General features: G+C 70.9%; 18 protein-coding genes. 1 reads left to right on the plus strand and 17 read right to left on the minus strand.

The window, feature by feature from the left end:
- Nucleotides 1-73 precede the first annotated feature (73 nt).
- On the plus strand, nucleotides 74-916 hold the full coding sequence (locus tag HNR21_RS32865) for a DUF4097 family beta strand repeat-containing protein (RefSeq protein ID WP_182708183.1): 843 nt from the start codon (nucleotides 74-76) through the stop codon (nucleotides 914-916).
- A 60-nt stretch (nucleotides 917-976) separates the two neighbouring features.
- Here the strand turns inward: HNR21_RS32865 and HNR21_RS32870 are convergent, their stop codons facing one another.
- From HNR21_RS32870 to rpmE, 17 genes are all read right to left on the minus strand, one after another.
- Nucleotides 977-1,429, minus strand: coding sequence for a DUF2550 domain-containing protein (locus HNR21_RS32870; protein WP_182708184.1), 453 nt, complete (start codon nucleotides 1,427-1,429; stop codon nucleotides 977-979).
- Between the two features lie 30 nt (nucleotides 1,430-1,459).
- Complete coding sequence (locus HNR21_RS32875; RefSeq protein ID WP_119728857.1) at nucleotides 1,460-1,855, minus strand: F0F1 ATP synthase subunit epsilon; 396 nt, start codon at nucleotides 1,853-1,855, stop codon at nucleotides 1,460-1,462.
- 77 nt (nucleotides 1,856-1,932) lie between these two features.
- Nucleotides 1,933-3,363: a F0F1 ATP synthase subunit beta gene (atpD, locus tag HNR21_RS32880; protein ID WP_182708185.1), complete on the minus strand. Its 1,431-nt coding sequence runs from the start codon at nucleotides 3,361-3,363 to the stop codon at nucleotides 1,933-1,935.
- Nucleotides 3,364-4,290: a F0F1 ATP synthase subunit gamma gene (locus HNR21_RS32885; protein ID WP_182708186.1), complete on the minus strand. Its 927-nt coding sequence runs from the start codon at nucleotides 4,288-4,290 to the stop codon at nucleotides 3,364-3,366. It lies immediately after the preceding gene.
- Nucleotides 4,291-4,296: 6 nt separating this feature from the next.
- Complete coding sequence (atpA, locus tag HNR21_RS32890; protein ID WP_182708187.1) at nucleotides 4,297-5,937, minus strand: F0F1 ATP synthase subunit alpha; 1,641 nt, start codon at nucleotides 5,935-5,937, stop codon at nucleotides 4,297-4,299.
- A gap of 95 nt (nucleotides 5,938-6,032) precedes the next feature.
- A complete protein-coding gene (locus HNR21_RS32895) occupies nucleotides 6,033-6,860 on the minus strand; it encodes a F0F1 ATP synthase subunit delta (protein ID WP_182708188.1) in 828 nt (275 codons plus the stop codon).
- Complete coding sequence (locus HNR21_RS32900; RefSeq protein ID WP_119728853.1) at nucleotides 6,857-7,402, minus strand: F0F1 ATP synthase subunit B; 546 nt, start codon at nucleotides 7,400-7,402, stop codon at nucleotides 6,857-6,859. Before HNR21_RS32900 ends, HNR21_RS32895 begins: the two co-directional genes overlap by 4 nt.
- A gap of 46 nt (nucleotides 7,403-7,448) precedes the next feature.
- Entirely contained in the window at nucleotides 7,449-7,670 is a 222-nt protein-coding gene (atpE, locus tag HNR21_RS32905; protein ID WP_119728852.1) for an ATP synthase F0 subunit C, read from the minus strand.
- A 68-nt stretch (nucleotides 7,671-7,738) separates the two neighbouring features.
- Nucleotides 7,739-8,542 carry a F0F1 ATP synthase subunit A gene (atpB, locus tag HNR21_RS32910; protein ID WP_119728851.1) on the minus strand — a complete coding sequence of 268 codons (804 nt, stop codon included), beginning with the start codon at nucleotides 8,540-8,542 and terminating at the stop codon, nucleotides 7,739-7,741.
- 103 nt (nucleotides 8,543-8,645) lie between these two features.
- Nucleotides 8,646-8,903 (minus strand): AtpZ/AtpI family protein, encoded by a 258-nt coding sequence (locus HNR21_RS32915; RefSeq protein ID WP_119728850.1) that lies wholly within the window; start codon nucleotides 8,901-8,903, stop codon nucleotides 8,646-8,648.
- An 81-nt stretch (nucleotides 8,904-8,984) separates the two neighbouring features.
- A complete protein-coding gene (locus HNR21_RS32920; RefSeq protein ID WP_182708189.1) occupies nucleotides 8,985-9,458 on the minus strand; it encodes a Cg1360 family ATP-synthase-associated protein in 474 nt (157 codons plus the stop codon).
- 183 nt (nucleotides 9,459-9,641) lie between these two features.
- A complete protein-coding gene (locus HNR21_RS32925; RefSeq protein ID WP_182708190.1) occupies nucleotides 9,642-10,790 on the minus strand; it encodes an MraY family glycosyltransferase in 1,149 nt (382 codons plus the stop codon).
- 240 nt (nucleotides 10,791-11,030) lie between these two features.
- Complete coding sequence (locus HNR21_RS32930) at nucleotides 11,031-12,098, minus strand: DUF2207 domain-containing protein (protein ID WP_182708191.1); 1,068 nt, start codon at nucleotides 12,096-12,098, stop codon at nucleotides 11,031-11,033.
- A 100-nt stretch (nucleotides 12,099-12,198) separates the two neighbouring features.
- Complete coding sequence (locus HNR21_RS32935) at nucleotides 12,199-12,975, minus strand: L-threonylcarbamoyladenylate synthase (RefSeq protein ID WP_182708192.1); 777 nt, start codon at nucleotides 12,973-12,975, stop codon at nucleotides 12,199-12,201.
- A 221-nt stretch (nucleotides 12,976-13,196) separates the two neighbouring features.
- Nucleotides 13,197-14,057, minus strand: a complete 861-nt coding sequence (gene prmC, locus HNR21_RS32940; protein ID WP_119728846.1) for a peptide chain release factor N(5)-glutamine methyltransferase — start codon at nucleotides 14,055-14,057, stop codon at nucleotides 13,197-13,199.
- Nucleotides 14,054-15,127: a peptide chain release factor 1 gene (gene prfA / locus HNR21_RS32945; RefSeq protein ID WP_119728845.1), complete on the minus strand. Its 1,074-nt coding sequence runs from the start codon at nucleotides 15,125-15,127 to the stop codon at nucleotides 14,054-14,056. The genes prmC and prfA overlap by 4 nt, the downstream gene beginning before the upstream one ends.
- A 103-nt stretch (nucleotides 15,128-15,230) precedes the next feature.
- Complete coding sequence (rpmE, locus tag HNR21_RS32950; RefSeq protein ID WP_119728844.1) at nucleotides 15,231-15,449, minus strand: 50S ribosomal protein L31; 219 nt, start codon at nucleotides 15,447-15,449, stop codon at nucleotides 15,231-15,233.
- Nucleotides 15,450-15,509 lie beyond the last annotated feature (60 nt).

Below are 15,509 nucleotides of genomic sequence, written 5' to 3' on the forward strand. Positions count from 1 at the left end.
AGCCACCTGTCCCCGCCGGCCGCCGATACCCGATGCTGGGATCCGACGCACCCCGGGGGAGAAGGCGGGAACGATGGCGAACAGGCGTACGGGCACCGTGGCGGCACTGGCCGCGGGACTGACCGGCATGACCGTGGCGCTCGGGGGCTGCGGCACCCTCGGCGCCACGACCTACCACGAGGACCGCCGCTACCAGCTGCCCGGCTCGGTCACGAGCCTCAACCTCCGGCTCGACGCCGCCGACGTGGAGATCGTCGGCGGCGACGCCACGACGATCAGCGTCCACGAGCGGCTGTCGTGGAGCAAGGGGCGCAAGCCGACCCCCGGCCACCGCCGCGAGGGCGACACCCTGGTGCTGGACTACACCTGCCCGGACGGGTTCACCATCGGCTTCAACTCCTGCTCGGTCGACTACCGGATCGAGGTGCCGCGCGCCATGGCCGCCCGGATCCACGCCGACACCGGCGACATCCGCGTACGGGCCCTGGCCGGTCCCCTGCACGTCACCACCGACACCGGCAACGTCACCGCCACCGACCTGCGCGGCGGGAACGTCAACGCCGCCACCAACACCGGCGACATCCGGCTGACCGGGGCCGGCTCGGTGCAGGCGCGCACCGACGTCGGCAACGTGACCCTCGACGCGACCCAGGGGCGTTCGGTGACCGCCGTCACCAACACCGGCAACATCCGGATCGGCTACCGCGCCGACCGCGTCCCCGACTCCGTCACCGCCACCGCCGACACCGGCGACGTGCACATCACGGTCCCCGCCACCGTCGGGTACGCCTTCGAGTCCCGCACCGAGAAGGACAACGACCGGCCCGACATCACCGGGATCCGCGTCGACTCGGCCTCCGAGCACCGGATCACGGTCACCACGAGCTGGGGGGACATCAGCCTCGCCGCCGTGTGACCCCTGCGACCGAGGGCCGGCGGTCGCAGGGGCCGCCTCCCCGTCCCGGACCGGGAGGCGTCAGGACAGGTCGACCGGGAAGCCCGGCGGAGCGGCCTCCAGCCAGGCCAGGAACCCGGTCAGGGCGGCGGAGCTCATCGCCAGCTCCACCCGCTGGTCCCCGTTGCGGACCTCCACGATCCCGGCCTCCGGCGGCAGGCCCGGCGCCTCGGCCGGGTCGGGCGACCGCCGGTTGGACACGACGAGGCCCCGGCGGTGGATCACCTGCCGGGGCCGTACACGCAGTCCGAAGGCCCGATGCCAGTGCAGCTCGTCGCCCTTGTAGCGGCCGATGCCCAGCCGCCAGGGGCCCGGAGCGCCGTCCAGGGGCAGCGTCCGCAGGCTGCACTCCACCACGCCGCCACGGCGCTGGAACACCCACCGCCGCAGCAGCACCGCGGCGAGCGGCAGCACCACCACCGCGCCCAGCAGCACGGCGAGCACCACGCCCACGTCCGTCAGGTGCTCTGCCAAGCGCCGCCCCCGCCCCGGTCCGTCGCTCCGCTAGGCCTCGAGCTCGGCGGCGCGCAGCTTGGCGCGGGCCCGCCGTTCGAGCACCGGGGCCTCCTCGTCGCCCAGGCCGCGGGCCTGGGCCTCGGCCAGCTCGCCCTGCGCGGCGTCCACGTCGACGTCACGGCCCAGCACCGCCTGCTCGGCCAGCACCGAGACCTCGTCGAACGCCACCGAGAAGAAGCCGCTGCCGACCATCGCCACGACCTCCGGCGATCCGTCGGCCGGCGTCACCTTCACCACGCTGCCGTCCAGCAGCACGCCGAGCACCGGGGCGTGGCCGGGCAGGATGCCGAGCTGGCCCTCGACGGTCTGCGCGACCACCTGGGTGGCCTCGCCGGACCAGATCTCACGCTCCGGTGAGACCAGGCCCACCTTCAGGGTTGCCACTTGCACTCCTCGCGCTCAACGGAACCGTCGGCCGCCGCCGGCGGGACGCCCGGAGACGTCCCGCCGGCGGGCGGACCTCACTTGGACAGTTCCTTGTACTTCTTCTCGACGTCGTCGATGCCGCCGCACATGAAGAACGCCTGCTCGGGCACGTGGTCGTACTTGCCCTCGGCGATCGCCTTGAACGAGGCGATGGTCTCGTCCAGCTCGACGAACACGCCGGGCTGGCCGGTGAACGCCTCCGCCACGAACATCGGGTGCGACAGGAACCGCTCGATCCGCCGCGCCCGGTTGACCGTGACCTTGTCCTCCTCGGACAGCTCGTCGATGCCCAGGATGGCGATGATGTCCTGCAGCTCCTTGTACTTCTGCAGGATCCGCTTGACCTCCTGGGCCACCTCGTAGTGCTCCTGCCCGATCACCTGCGGGTCCATGATCCGGGAGGTGGAGTCCAGCGGGTCCACCGCCGGGTAGATGCCCTTCTCGGTGATGGCCCGCGAGAGCACCGTGGTGGCGTCCAGGTGGGCGAACGTGGTGTGCGGCGCCGGGTCGGTGATGTCGTCGGCGGGCACGTAGATCGCCTGCATCGAGGTGATCGAGTGACCGCGCGTCGAGGTGATCCGCTCCTGCAGCACGCCCATCTCGTCGGCCAGGGTCGGCTGGTAGCCCACCGCCGACGGCATGCGGCCGAGCAGGGTGGACACCTCCGAACCCGCCTGGGTGAACCGGAAGATGTTGTCGATGAACAGCAGCACGTCCTGCTTCTGGACGTCCCGGAAGTACTCGGCCATGGTCAGCGCCGACAGCGCCACCCGCAGTCGGGTGCCCGGCGGCTCGTCCATCTGGCCGAAGACCAGGGCGGTGTCCTTGAGGACGTCCGCCTCGGCCATCTCCACCCACAGGTCGTTGCCCTCACGGGTGCGCTCGCCCACGCCGGCGAAGCAGGAGGTGCCGCCGAAGTTCTTGGCGACCCGGCGGATCATCTCCTGGATCAGCACGGTCTTGCCCACGCCCGCGCCGCCGAACAGGCCGATCTTGCCGCCCTTGACGTACGGGGTGAGCAGGTCGATGACCTTGATGCCGGTGACCAGCATCTCGGTCTTGGACTCCAGCTGGTCGAAGGCCGGGGCCTTGCGGTGGATGCTCCACCGCTCGTTGATCTCCAGCGAGGAGGTGGGCACGTCCAGGGTCTCGCCCAGGGCGTTCCACACGTGCCCCTTGGTCACGTCGCCGACCGGCACCGAGATCGGGTTGCCGGTGTCGGTCACGGTCGCGCCGCGCACCAGGCCGTCGGTCGGCTGCATCGAGATCGCCCGGACCACGTTGTCGCCCAGGTGCTGGGCGACCTCGAGGGTCAGCGTCCGGGTCTCGGTGCCGAGGGTCACCTCGACGTGCAGCGCGTTGTAAATGTCCGGCATGGCGTCGGCGGGGAACTCCACGTCGACGACCGGGCCGATGACTCGGGCGACGCGCCCGGTCGCGGTCGCCGTCTCTACCTGTGCGGTCACTTATTCACTCCCCGCGCTCGACTCGGCGAGCGCATCAGCGCCACCGACGATCTCGCTGATTTCCTGGGTGATCTCGGCCTGCCGCGCCTGGTTGGCCATGCGCGTGTAGACCCCGATCAGTTCGTTCGCGTTGTCCGTCGCCGACTTCATCGCCCGGCGCACCGCCGCGTGGAACGACGCCGCCGACTGGAGCAGCATGTGGAAGACGCGGCTCTCCACGTAGTTCGGCAGCAGCAGGTCCAGCGCCGCCTGCGCGCTCGGCTCGAACTCGTAGGCCGGCAGCACCTGCCCGGAGGTCGTCTCCTCGATCTCCAGCGGCAGCAGCCGGCGCACCTGCACCTGCTGGGTCAGCATCGAGACGAACTCGGTGTAGACCACGTGGATCTCGCCCACGCCGCCCGCGTGCTTGTCTCCACCGCCCGAACCTGCCTCGGTCTTGATGAAGTCCGCCGTCAGCCGCCGACCGATCTGCTCGGCGCTGGCGAAGTCCGGCCGGTCGGAGATGCCGCTCCACTCGGCCGCCAGCTCCCGGTCGCGGAACCGGTACCAGGTGATGCCCTTGTTGCCGATCACGTACGGGACCGGCTCGCGGCCCCGCTCGCGCAGCCGGGCCATCAGGGCCTCGGCCTCACGGATCACGTTGGCGTTGTAGGCGCCGCAGAACCCGCGGTCGCTGGTGATCACCAGCACCGCCGACCGCCTGTCCTCCGGCTGCTCGCGCAGCAGCGGATGGTCGATCCCCACGTTGTGGCTGACCAGCGCGGTCAGCGCCCGGGTGATCTGGTCGGCGTACGGCTTGGAGCTCTCCACCGCCTGCTGCGCCTTGACGATCCGCGAGGTGGCGATCATCTCCTGGGCACGAGTGATCTTCGCGGTCGACTTGACGGAGCGGATCTGCCGCCGCAGTTGCCGAAGCTGTGCACCCATGGCGGATCAGTCCTTCTTGACGACGCGCTGGACCTTCTCCTGGCCGATGGCCTCGTCCTTGATCGGCTCAGCGGGTTCCTCGACGACCAGCAGCGTGCCCGCGCTGGTCTGGAATTCCTTCTTGAACTCGTCGATGGCCGCCTTGAGCGTGGTCAGGGCGTCATCGGAGAGCTGGCCGGTGTCGCGGATCTCGACCAGCACGCCGCCGTGGTTGCGCTCGACGTAGTCCAGGAACTCGGCCTCGAACCGGCGGATGTCCTCCACCGGGACGTCGTCGAGCTCGCCGGAGGTGCCGGACCACACCGACACGACCTGCTTCTCCGCCGGGATCGGGCTGTACTGCGGCTGCTTGAGCAGCTCCACCAGCCGGGCGCCGCGGTCGAGCTGGGCGCGGGAGGCGGCGTCCAGGTCGGAGGCGAAGGCGGCGAAGGCCTCCAGGTCGCGGTACTTCGACAGGGCCAGCCGGAGCGTGCCGGCGACCTTGCGCATGGCCTTGATCTGCGCCGAGCCGCCGACCCGGGAGACCGAGATGCCGACGTTGATGGCCGGCCGGACGCCCTGGTTGAACAGGTCGGTCTCCAGGAAGCACTGGCCGTCGGTGATCGAGATGACGTTGGTGGGGATGAACGCCGAGACGTCGTTGCCCTTGGTCTCGATGATCGGCAGACCGGTCAGCGAGCCGCCGCCCATCTCGTCGCTCAGCTTGGCGCACCGCTCCAGCAGCCGGGAGTGCAGGTAGAACACGTCGCCCGGGTAGGCCTCACGGCCCGGCGGGCGGCGCAGCAGCAGCGAGATCGCGCGGTAGGCCTCGGCCTGCTTGGACAGGTCGTCGAAGACGATCAGGACGTGCTTGCCCTGGTACATCCAGTGCTGGCCGATCGCCGAGCCGGTGTAGGGGGCGATGTACTTGTAGCCGGCCGGGTCGGAGGCGGGGGCGGCCACGATCGTGGTGTACTCCATGGCGCCGGCCTCCTCGAGGGTGCGGCGCACGTTGGCGATCGTGGAGCCCTTCTGGCCGATGGCGACGTAGATGCAGCGGACCTGCTTCTTCTCGTCCCCGGAGAGCCAGTTCTCCTTCTGGTTGATGATGGTGTCGATGCAGACCGTGGTCTTGCCGGTCTGCCGGTCACCGATGATCAGCTGCCGCTGGCCGCGGCCGATCGGCGTCATCGCGTCGATCGCCTTGATGCCGGTCTGCAGCGGCTCGTTCACCGACTGGCGCTGCACGACGGTCGGCGCCTGCAGTTCCAGCGCGCGGCGCTCGGTCAGCTCCAGGGCGCCCTTGCCGTCCAGCGGGTTGCCCAGGGCGTCCACCACACGGCCCAGGTAGGCGTCGCCCACCGGCACCGACAGGACCTCACCGGTGCGGCGGACCTTCTGGCCCTCCTCGATGCCGCTGAAGTCGCCCAGCACAACGGCGCCGATCTCACGGACGTCCAGGTTCAGAGCCAGGCCACGGGTCCCGTCCTCGAACTCGAGGAGCTCGTTCGCCATGGCCGAGGGCAGTCCCTCGATGTGGGCGATACCGTCGCCGGAATCGACAACGGTGCCGACCTCTTCGCGCGCGGCCGCCTCCGGCTCGTACGACTGGACGAAGCGCTCCAGCGCGTTCCGGATCTCGTCCGGACGGATCGTCAGCTCCGCCATGATTCCTCTCTTGCTCCCTTAAGGGTCAGCTCAGTCTGCATTGATCAGCCCGCGCCGACTCGTCTCGGCCACGCGCTCGTCAGCTCGTCAGCTCGTCACGAGCCGCCCAGCCGGCGCCGGACCTCGTCCAGCCGGCCGGCGATCGTGCCGTCGATGACCTCGTCCCCGATCTGGATGGACAGGCCGCCCAGCACGCTCGGGTCGAGCTCGATGTTCAGGTGTACGTCGTGGCCGTAGGCCGCCGAGAGCACGGCCGCCAGCCTGGTCCGCTGCTGCTCGGTGAGATCCACCGCGGAGCGCACCAGCGCCACCAGGCGTTCCCGCCGCTGGGCGACGAGGCGGCCGGTGTGCGCCAACCCGCTCTCCAGGCTACGTCCCCGCGGATGCACGACGAGCTCGGTGACCAGCAGCAGGGTCGACGCGGTGGCCTTGCCCTCCAGGAGGGCCCTGAGCACCTGGACCTTGCGCTCGTCGGGCAGCGCCGGGTTGGTCAGCGCCGACCGCAGCTGCGGCTCGGACTCCAGGATCCGGGAGAACCGGAACAGCTCGTCCTCCAGGTCGTCCAGCACGCCCTCGGACTCCGCGCGGGCCGCCTCGGCGGTCACCGCCAGGGTCTCCAGGGCGTCGGCCAGCTCGGAGGGACGGGTCCAGCGCAGCCGGACCAGGTCCTGCACCACCGACACCGCGGCGGCCGAGACCTTGCCCTGCAGCAGTCCCGCCACCAGGTCGGCCTTGGCCTGGGGGTTGGCCGCCGGGTCGGAGATGGCCCGGCGCAGCCCGTGCTCGCGGTCCACCAGGTGCAGCACCGCGAACAGCTCCCCGCCCAGCACCGCCTTGTCGGCGGTGGCCAGCACGGACTCCAGCCGCTCCCGCGCCTCGGCCAGCGAGGCGCGGGCGACCGCTCCGATCACGGCAGAGGTCATGCGGGCTCCTGGGTGCGGGTGCGGTCCTCCAGCTCGGCCAGGAACCGGTCGACCACCCGGCTCTGGGTCGCCTGGTCGGTCAGCGCCTCACCGACGATCCGGCCCGCCAGCTCGACCGACAGGGCGCCCACCTCGGCGCGCAGCTGCTGCAGCGCCTGCTGCCGCTCGGCCTCGATGGTGGCCTGCGCGGACTCCACGATCCGGCGGGCCTCGGCCTGCGCCTGCTCGCGCATCTCGGCGACGATCTGCGCGCCCTCCTCGCGGGCCTTCTCGCGCAGCCGCGCCGCCTCGGTACGCGCCTCGGCGAGCTGGGCCTGGTACTGCTCCAGCGTCTCCTGGGCCTTGCGCTGGGCCTCCTCGGCCCGCTTCAGCCCGCCCTCGATGGCGTCGGTGCGCTCGGCGAGGGTCTTCTGGATCTGCGGGACGAGCTTCCAGCCCACCAGCAGCAGCACGATCGCGAACGAGATCGTGCCGACGACGAGCTCAGCGGGAGCGGGCAGCAGCGGGTTGTGCGCCTCGCCCTCTTGAGCCAGGAAGAACATCAGGGGTCCACCTTCCGGTCAGATGGGTGGTGGGAAGGCGTGGCGATCAGCTGTGCACGAACGGCACGACGAAACCGATCAGCGCCAGCGCCTCGGTGAGCGCGAAGCCCAGCAGCATGTTGGTGCGGATGACGTTGGTCAGCTCCGGCTGGCGGGCGATGGCCTGCACACCCTGGCCGAAGATGATGCCCACGCCGATGCCGGGGCCGATGGCGGCCAGACCGTACGCGATGGAGCCGAGGTTGCCGGTCACTTCAGCGAGGAACATGCGTTTTCCTTCTCAGTCGGCCGGTGGGCTCTGCCCACCGGAGCTCGGGTTGGCGGGTTGGTGGTCGGTCAGTGCTCGGGGTGGATGGCGCCGGCGATGTAGGAGGCGGCCAGCAGGGCGAAGATGAACGCCTGCAGCGCCTGCACGAACATCTCGAAGCCGGTCATCACGATGGTCATCAGGAAGCCCACCACGCCCAGGCCGGCGCCCAGCGCGGTCAGCTTCTCGAACAGGAACCAGTAGGCCACGGTGGCGAAGAAGGCCAGCAGCAGGTGCCCGGCGAACATGTTCGCGAACAACCGGACCGAGTGGGTGAACGGACGGAGAATGATCACCGACAGCAGCTCGATCGGCGCGTACAGCAGGTACAGCGGCTTGGGCAGGCCCGGCGGGAACATCATGTTCTTGAACCACCCGACGAGGCCCTGGTGCTTGATGCTCAGGAACCACATCATCAGGTAGACCACCAGGGCCAGCACGATCGGGAAGGCGATGTGCGAGGCGATGGGCATCTGCATCACCGGGATGACGCCCATCCAGTTGATGATCAGGATGAAGAAGAAGACGGACACCAGGAACGGCATCCACTTGTCCCCGTCCTTGCCGATCATCGGCCGGGCCACCTGGTCGCGCACGAACAGGTAGCCGATCTCGCCGAGGTTCTGCACCCCGCGCGGCACCAGCTTGGGCTTGTTGAACGCCGCCCAGAAGAAGGCGCACACGATGATCACGCTCAGCGCGGCGATGAGCACGGGCTTGGTCAGCCAGCTCGGGGCACCGTGCCACAGCGGGGCGAACTCGAAGATCTCCAGCCCGGGGGCCTGGAACTCCTCCCCACCGCCGGGAGAGGCGAGGTAGTGCGGCGCGCTCACGCGGCAGTCCCTTCGTCGTAGCTAGTGCGGTGCTCAGGTGCGTGCCCGGGGGGCTCGATGGTCAGGGCGGCCCGCCGCCGCCTCGCCGCCGGGGCGTTCGCCGTCAGCGGCCGAAGCGGAGGTAGACCGAGTAGAGCGCGAGACCGAGGCCGACCAGGATCCCGATCGGGAGCAAAGCCGAGGTGCCCAGCCAGCGATCCAGCAGCCAGCCGAGCCCGCCGTACACGGCCATGCCGGACAGCAGGTAGCTCGGGATCGACCACGCCGCATTGGCGAAGCGCTGGTGATCGGCGTGCGGATCCGAGTCCCCGGGCTGCTGGTCGGGCTGGTGCCCCTCCCCGCTCATCGCAGGACGGACCATAGCAGGCCACTCCCCCCATGGTCATATCGGAGTAGTCAGCACGCCGGCGGGCCGGGGCGGAGCGACCGAGCGGGTGCGTCATCACGGGCTCCGGCCGGCCGAGGGCCCGATCGGGGCGGAGGCGCCGGCGTCCTGCGAACGCGGGGCGCCCGAGGACTCGGCGGGGTCGTCGACGTAGGTCGTCTTCGCCCGGAGGGTGACGCGGATCTCCGCCGCGATCCAGACCACGGTCAGCGCGAGAATCGAATAGCCGAACACCTGCGGGTCGAACGCCGTGGCGTCCTGGAACAGCGCGATCAGCACGAACATCGCCAGGATCTTGACCAGATAGCTGGCCATCGCGGCGGTGAACATCAGCTGCGGCGAGATCTTGGCGGCATAACCCACGGCGACCACGCTGATTCCGAAGAACGCGATGGCCACCACGGTGCCCAGGGCCGCCCCGAGGGCGCCCTCGACCCCGCTGATCAGCGTGCCGACCACGATGGCGACGACACCGGCGACGCCAGTCGGGAGCGCGGCGCCACGGAGGATCCGGGCGTCGGAAGCGTGCATGAAAGACTCCGGCTGGTCACGGTGAGTGTTCGGCGCTTGCTCGTGAAAGGTATCACAAGCTCTTGGATCGCCCACAATGACCCATCACGTCATGGCTCTGCGTCACCATGCGCCACAAGAGTCCCAGCCGTTCACAGCATGGTTCAACCCTTGTGACCGAACGGTTGCGGTCGGCTCCGGACGCTAGACGTGCTCGCGGGCGCGGGGCGCGGTCACCGGCTCCGGCGAGGGCCTCGGCCGGCGCCGCCGCCACGGTTCGGCGATCAGGCCGACCACCCCGGCCACCGCCACCAGACCGGTCACCGACAGCACCAGCGGAATGGACTTCACCAGCGACAGGGCGACCACGCAGGAGGCCAGCAGGCCGACCCAGAAATACATCACCAGAACGGCCCGGCGATGCGAATGCCCGAGCTCCAGCAGCCGGTGGTGCAGGTGCAGTTTGTCGGGCGCGAACGGCGACCTTCCCTGATTGGTCCGGCGCCATACCGCCAGCAGCATGTCGATGTAGGGAACCGCCACCACCAGCGGCACCAGAAGAATCGGCAGGAAGAACGGGATCTGCGTCACCGAGCCGATCACGGCGGTGTCGAACTGGCCGGTCAGCAGGATCATCGCCGCGCTGAGCAGCAGCCCGATCAGCATGGAGCCGGTGTCCCCCATGAAGATCCGGGCGGGGTTGAAATTGTGCGGCAGGAATCCGGCGCACATCCCGATGAGCACCGCGGTGGTCAGCGTGGCGGGCTGGATCCGGGACAGCCCCTCCTCGAACGACAGCAGCGAGGCGTAGGCGAAAAGGGCGATCGCGGCGATCCCGACGACTCCGGCGGCCAGCCCGTCCAGGCCGTCCACGAAGTTCACCGCGTTGATGGTGGCCACCACCAGGAAGATGGTCAGCGGCACGCTGTATTCCGGCGGCAGCACCAGCGGCTGGCCATTGGGCAGCGGGATGGTGAAAAGCTGGATGCCGTTCATGATGAACAGCCCGCCCGCGGCGACCTGCCCGGCGAACTTGGTCAGCGGGTCGATCTCGAACCGGTCGTCGGCCATGCCCAGCAGCACGATCAGCGTCGCGGCCAGCAGCAGCCCGCGGTCGACGTCGCCGTCGTCGAACACCCGCCGCATCACCGGCAGCCCGCTGGCCGCCACCATCGCGCCCAGCATCCCGAAGTACATCGCCAGCCCGCCCATCCGCGGGGTGGGGATGGCGTGCACGTCGCGGTCGCGGACCGCGGTCATCGCCCCGAAGCGCACCGAGAAGGCCCGCACCAGCGGAACGGTGAGGTACGTGATCACCATGGCGACGAGGATGATGAGCAGGTACTCCCGCATGCCCGATCTCCTCCTCACCGTTCGCGTCCCCGGCGGGCCGGCCGGCGGCGCCGTACGCGCCGCCCTCCGGAGTTTCGCCGTCTTCATACAGATGCCGCCCGTGACCGGGCGGTTCGCCGGGCGCGGAACGAACCTCCTGCGACGGGCTCCGGCGGCCCCCGTCAGGGACGGACGCGCCCACCGTCATGGTGGCCGAGACGGGACGGCGCCGACGCTGGAAAAGGTTCGGTGTGACCAACTCTATGCCCGTTGATCCTCCACCGTCTCACGTTCGGCGGTGCGCCGCCGCCGAATCGTGATCAGCAGGGCCGCCCCCGCGCCCAGCGCCCCCAGCCCGGCCAGCGCCGGGTCGCCGATCGAGACCGCCCACATGTCGTGCGCCAGCACGTCGTCGGCGATGTCCACGCCGACCGCCAGGGTGCCGGTGACGGCCAGGAACATCCCCGTCCAGCGGGCCGGCAGGCGCGACGCGCGGACCGTCCGGCCCGCCGAGGCGACCGCCAGGGCCGCGACGACGCCGGCGACGAACAGCAGGCGGCCCGGCCAGGAGGCGTCGAAGTGCGGCCGGGCGTACCTCGGGGGCGGGGCCTGCACGGCGCCCTGCGGCAGCACCGCGCGGATCAGGACGCTCTCGTGGGGGCGCAGCCCGCTCTGGGTGAAGTCGATCGCCGAGGGCCCGTCCTCCCGCCTGCCGCCGCACCGGGTGTACCCGCCGTGGCCGGCCGCGCCCGCCCGGCAGGTCACCTTGAGGGGGGCCGGTCCCGGAAGCTCGACCCGCACCGAGACCTCGCCGATCGGCACGTCCCAGCCCGTCCCGATGGCGTCCCAGCGGAACTCCACCCGCCCGGGCAGCGGCGTCATCGCCCCCGTGACGTCGTACTCGATCACGTACGCCTGGCGGCCGCTGACCATGCGGTGCCGGCCGCCCACCCTGATCCGCACCTCGTGCAGCATCCGGGAGGCCTCGGCCCGCGCGGGCGCACCGGTGGAACTGCTGGTGCGCACGTTGCGGATGCCGTACAGCCGGTTGTCGATCCGGTACGGCACCCGGCGCACGATGCCGTGCTCCTTGCGGCCCTGGAAGTCGTACGTGATGGTCTCGCGAACGCGCACCACCCCGTCCGACCGGATCCGCAGCACCACGTCGTAGGTGGGGATGCTCTCCCCCGCGTGCGGCGCCGGGCCCGCGGTGGCCTGGCCCTGTCCCGTCACGCGTCCCGTCACGGCCGCGGACGCGGGCAGGCCGAAGGGGGCGACCACGGACGACACCCCCACCGCGACCGCCATCGCCCAGAGCACGCGACGCATACTGCGCATTGTTCCCACCGAAGGCATCGACGGTCCGTCACGAGACGCTTACCCGGATTGACCGGTCCCCACCGTAGCGCCCGGGGGAACGCGCCCGCGGTCAGCCGTCCTTGGCGGGCCCGCCCGCGGATTCGCCGGTGTCCTCGGCGGCCGGCTTGTCCAGGGAGACCCCGGCGCCGGCCTCGGCGTTCTCGTCCTTGTCCTCGCCCTTGTCCTCGTCCGCGGCCTCGTCCTCGGGGGTGAGCAGCACGCCCACGATCGAGCGGATCTTCTCCGCGGAGATCGCGCCGGCGCGCAGCAGCCGGGGCACCGGCCCGGTCAGGTCGACGATGGTGGAGGCCTCGCCCAGCCCCGCCGGCCCGCCGTCCAGGTAGATCGACACCTTCTCGCCGAGCTGCTGCTCGGCCTCCTCGGCGCTGCGGGCGGCCGGGCGGCCCGACAGGTTGGCGCTGCTGACCGCCAGCGGGCCGGTCTCCTTGAGCAGCTCCAGGGCCAGGTCGTGCAGCGGCATCCGCACCGCCACCGTGCCCTTGGTCTCCCCCAGGTCCCACGACAGGTTCCGGTTGGCCCGGCACACCAGCGTCAGCGCTCCCGGCCAGAACTCGTCGATGAGGTCCTGCCCGTACGTCCCCAGGTCCTCCACCAGCGCGGTCGCCGCCCGCACCGAGCCGACCAGCACCGGCGGGGGCATGTCCCGGCCGCGTCCCTTGGCGTCCAGCAGCGCCTGCACGGCCGAGGGGGTGAAGGCGTCGCAGCCGATCCCGTACACCGTGTCGGTGGGCAGCACGATCAGCTCGCCGCGGCGGACCGCCGACACGGACTCGGCGATCCCCCGAGTCCGCTCCATCGGCTCCAGACAGTCGTAACGTCGGCTCACGAGGCCTACCTTATTGCGCTCGCTTCGCTCGCGCGGCTCGCGCGCCTTGGGACGCGCGGCCGTGCGGTCGTCGTTTTCAAGATCGCTCGTTCCTCGCGATCTTGAAGCCTCCTCCCTCACGGCCACGCGGGCCCGCTCGCGGTGGCCTTCAGGACCCTCGGGTGCAGGGTCTTCGGCGCCTTCGGGTGCAGGGGTCGGGCGGGGAACGGGTTGGGAGGTCGTTAGTCCGTTGACAGGCGGGCGGTGACGAAGCGGTCGCGGTTGGTGAGGTCGCGGCGGTTGCGGACGTCGCGCCAGCCGTGCTCCTCGGCGAAGACCCAGTAGACGGCGTTGCCCTGGCGGTCGCTGTGCTCGACGGCGACGTGGCCGCCGGGGCGCAGCAGGCGGCGGGCGGTGCGCTCGATGGCGCGGATCGCGTCGAGGCCGTCGTCGCCGCCGCCCCACAGCGCGTCGGCGGGGTCGTGGTCGCGCACGTCCGGCGGGACGTACTCCCACTCGGTCATCGGGATGTACGGGGGGTTGCTGATGACCAGGTCGACGGTGCCGTCCAGCTCCGAGAGGGCGTCGGCGAAGTCGCCCAGATGCAGCCTGACGCGTCCTCGTTCGTCCAGAGCCTCGATGTTGCGGGTGGCGTAGACGAAGGCCTTGGGGTCCTTCTCCACCGCGTGCACGCGGGCTCTGGGGGCCTCCTGGGCGATGCTGAGCGCGATGGCGCCCGAGCCGGTGCCCAGATCGACCACCAGCGGGTCGCGCACGTCCATGTCGCGCAGGGTGTCCAGCGCCCAGCCGACCATCACCTCGGTCTCCGGGCGGGGGACGAACACCCCGGGGCCCACCTTCAGCTCCAGGTAGCGGAAGAAGGCCCGGCCGGTGATGTGCTGCAGCGGCTCCCCCGCCTCCCGGCGGGCCACGCCCTCCCAGAAGCGGGCGTCGAACGCCGAGTCGGGGACGGTGTGCAGTTCGGAGCGCTTGACCCCGTGCACGGCGGCGGCCAGCTCTTCGGCGTCGGCGCGGGGCGAGGCGACCCCGGCCTCCGCCAGCCGGACCGTCGCCCGCGCCACCTCGTCGAGCAGCAGGTTCATGTTCCCTGGGCTTCGGCCAGCCTGCGTTCGGTGTCGGCGTCGACCAGCGCCTGGATCACGTTGTGCAGGTCGCCGTCGAGCACCTGGTCCAGGTTGTAGGCCTTGTAGCCGACACGGTGGTCGGAGATCCGGTTCTCGGGATAGTTGTAGGTGCGCACCCGCTCGGACCGGTCCACGGTGCGGACCTGGCTGCGGCGCTCGGCCGCGGCCGCCGCCTCGGCCTCCTCCTGCGCCATCGCCAGCAGCCGCGAACGCAGGATGCGCAGCGCCTGCTCCTTGTTCTGCAGCTGGCTCTTCTCGTTCTGGCAGGAGACCACCACGCCGGTCGGCAGGTGGGTGATCCGCACCGCCGAGTCGGTGGTGTTGACGCTCTGCCCGCCCGGTCCCGAGGACCGGAAGACGTCGATGCGCAGGTCGTTCGGGTCGATCTGGACGTCGACCTCCTCGGCCTCCGGGGTGACCAGCACCCCGACCGCGCTGGTGTGGATGCGGCCCTGCGACTCGGTGACGGGCACCCGCTGCACGCGGTGCACCCCGCCCTCGAACTTCAGCAGCGCCCAGGCCCCGGCCGGCTCGCCGTCGGCGCCGGGCCGGGCCTTCACCGCCACGGTGACGTCCTTGTAGCCGCCCAGGTCCGAGGGCTGGGAGGCGATGATCTCGGTCTTCCAGCCGAGACGCTCGGCGTACCGCAGGTACATGCGCAGCAGGTCGCCGGCGAACAACGCCGACTCCTCGCCGCCCTCGCCCGCCTTGATCTCCAGGATGACGTCCTTGTCGTCGTTGGGATCGCGCGGGATCAGCAGCTTGCGCAGCCGGTCCTCGAGTTCGGCCTTGCGCTCGGCCAGCTCGTCCGCCTCGACGGCGAACGCGGCGTCCTCGGCCGCCAGCTCGCGCGCGGCGGCCAGGTCCTCCTCCACCGAGCGCACCTGCCGGGCGGTCTCGACGATCGGGCGCAGCTGCGCATAGCGCTTGCCCAGCCGGCGCGCCGTGTTCTGGTCGGCGTGCACGGCCGGGTCGGCCAGCCTGCCTTCGATGTCGGCGTATTCGCCGATCAGCTCGTCGAGGTTCACGGTGTGGGTCCCCGGTCAGGGCCCGCGCCGAACGCGGACCCCGAGCGGCCCGGGGACACGCGGTCCCCGGGCCGCTCGTGCCGTCTGCCTGGAGAGGTTCGTCCTACTTCTTGCCGCCGCGCTTGCCGAAGCGCTGCTCGAAGCGCGCCACCCGGCCGCCGGTGTCCAGGATCTTCTGCTTGCCCGTGTAGAACGGGTGGCAGTTGGAGCACACGTCCGCGTGGATCACGCCGTTGGCGGCGGTGCTGCGGGTCTCGAAGGTGTTCCCGCAGGTGCACGTCACGGTCGTGACGACGTAGTCGGGGTGAATACCAGGCTTCACGGATATCTCCTCGCATCGGGGCGGTCGCCGGGTCGCCTCGCACCCCCGCGCCCTCGACGG

The organism is Thermomonospora cellulosilytica (genome assembly GCF_014138835.1).
In the GTDB taxonomy this organism is placed as follows: Bacteria; Actinomycetota; Actinomycetes; order Streptosporangiales; family Streptosporangiaceae; genus Thermomonospora; species Thermomonospora amylolytica.

Bases quoted from the DNA above. Each gene is read 5' to 3' on its own strand.
- prmC (WP_119728846.1), bottom strand. From the start codon at position 14,057: ATGAACCTGCTGCTCGACGAGGTGGCGCGGGCGACGGTCCGGCTGGCG.
- HNR21_RS32920 (WP_182708189.1), bottom strand. From the start codon at position 9,458: ATGCACGCTTCCGACGCCCGGATCCTCCGTGGCGCCGCGCTCCCGACT.
- atpE (WP_119728852.1), bottom strand. From the start codon at position 7,670: ATGTTCCTCGCTGAAGTGACCGGCAACCTCGGCTCCATCGCGTACGGT.
- HNR21_RS32915 (WP_119728850.1), bottom strand. From the start codon at position 8,903: ATGGTCCGTCCTGCGATGAGCGGGGAGGGGCACCAGCCCGACCAGCAG.
- HNR21_RS32930 (WP_182708191.1), bottom strand. From the start codon at position 12,098: ATGCGTCGCGTGCTCTGGGCGATGGCGGTCGCGGTGGGGGTGTCGTCC.
- HNR21_RS32885 (WP_182708186.1), bottom strand. From the start codon at position 4,290: ATGGGTGCACAGCTTCGGCAACTGCGGCGGCAGATCCGCTCCGTCAAG.
- atpA (WP_182708187.1), bottom strand. From the start codon at position 5,937: ATGGCGGAGCTGACGATCCGTCCGGACGAGATCCGGAACGCGCTGGAG.
- HNR21_RS32900 (WP_119728853.1), bottom strand. From the start codon at position 7,402: ATGTTCTTCCTGGCTCAAGAGGGCGAGGCGCACAACCCGCTGCTGCCC.
- HNR21_RS32925 (WP_182708190.1), bottom strand. From the start codon at position 10,790: ATGCGGGAGTACCTGCTCATCATCCTCGTCGCCATGGTGATCACGTAC.
- HNR21_RS32895 (WP_182708188.1), bottom strand. From the start codon at position 6,860: ATGACCTCTGCCGTGATCGGAGCGGTCGCCCGCGCCTCGCTGGCCGAG.
- HNR21_RS32865 (WP_182708183.1), top strand. From the start codon at position 74: ATGGCGAACAGGCGTACGGGCACCGTGGCGGCACTGGCCGCGGGACTG.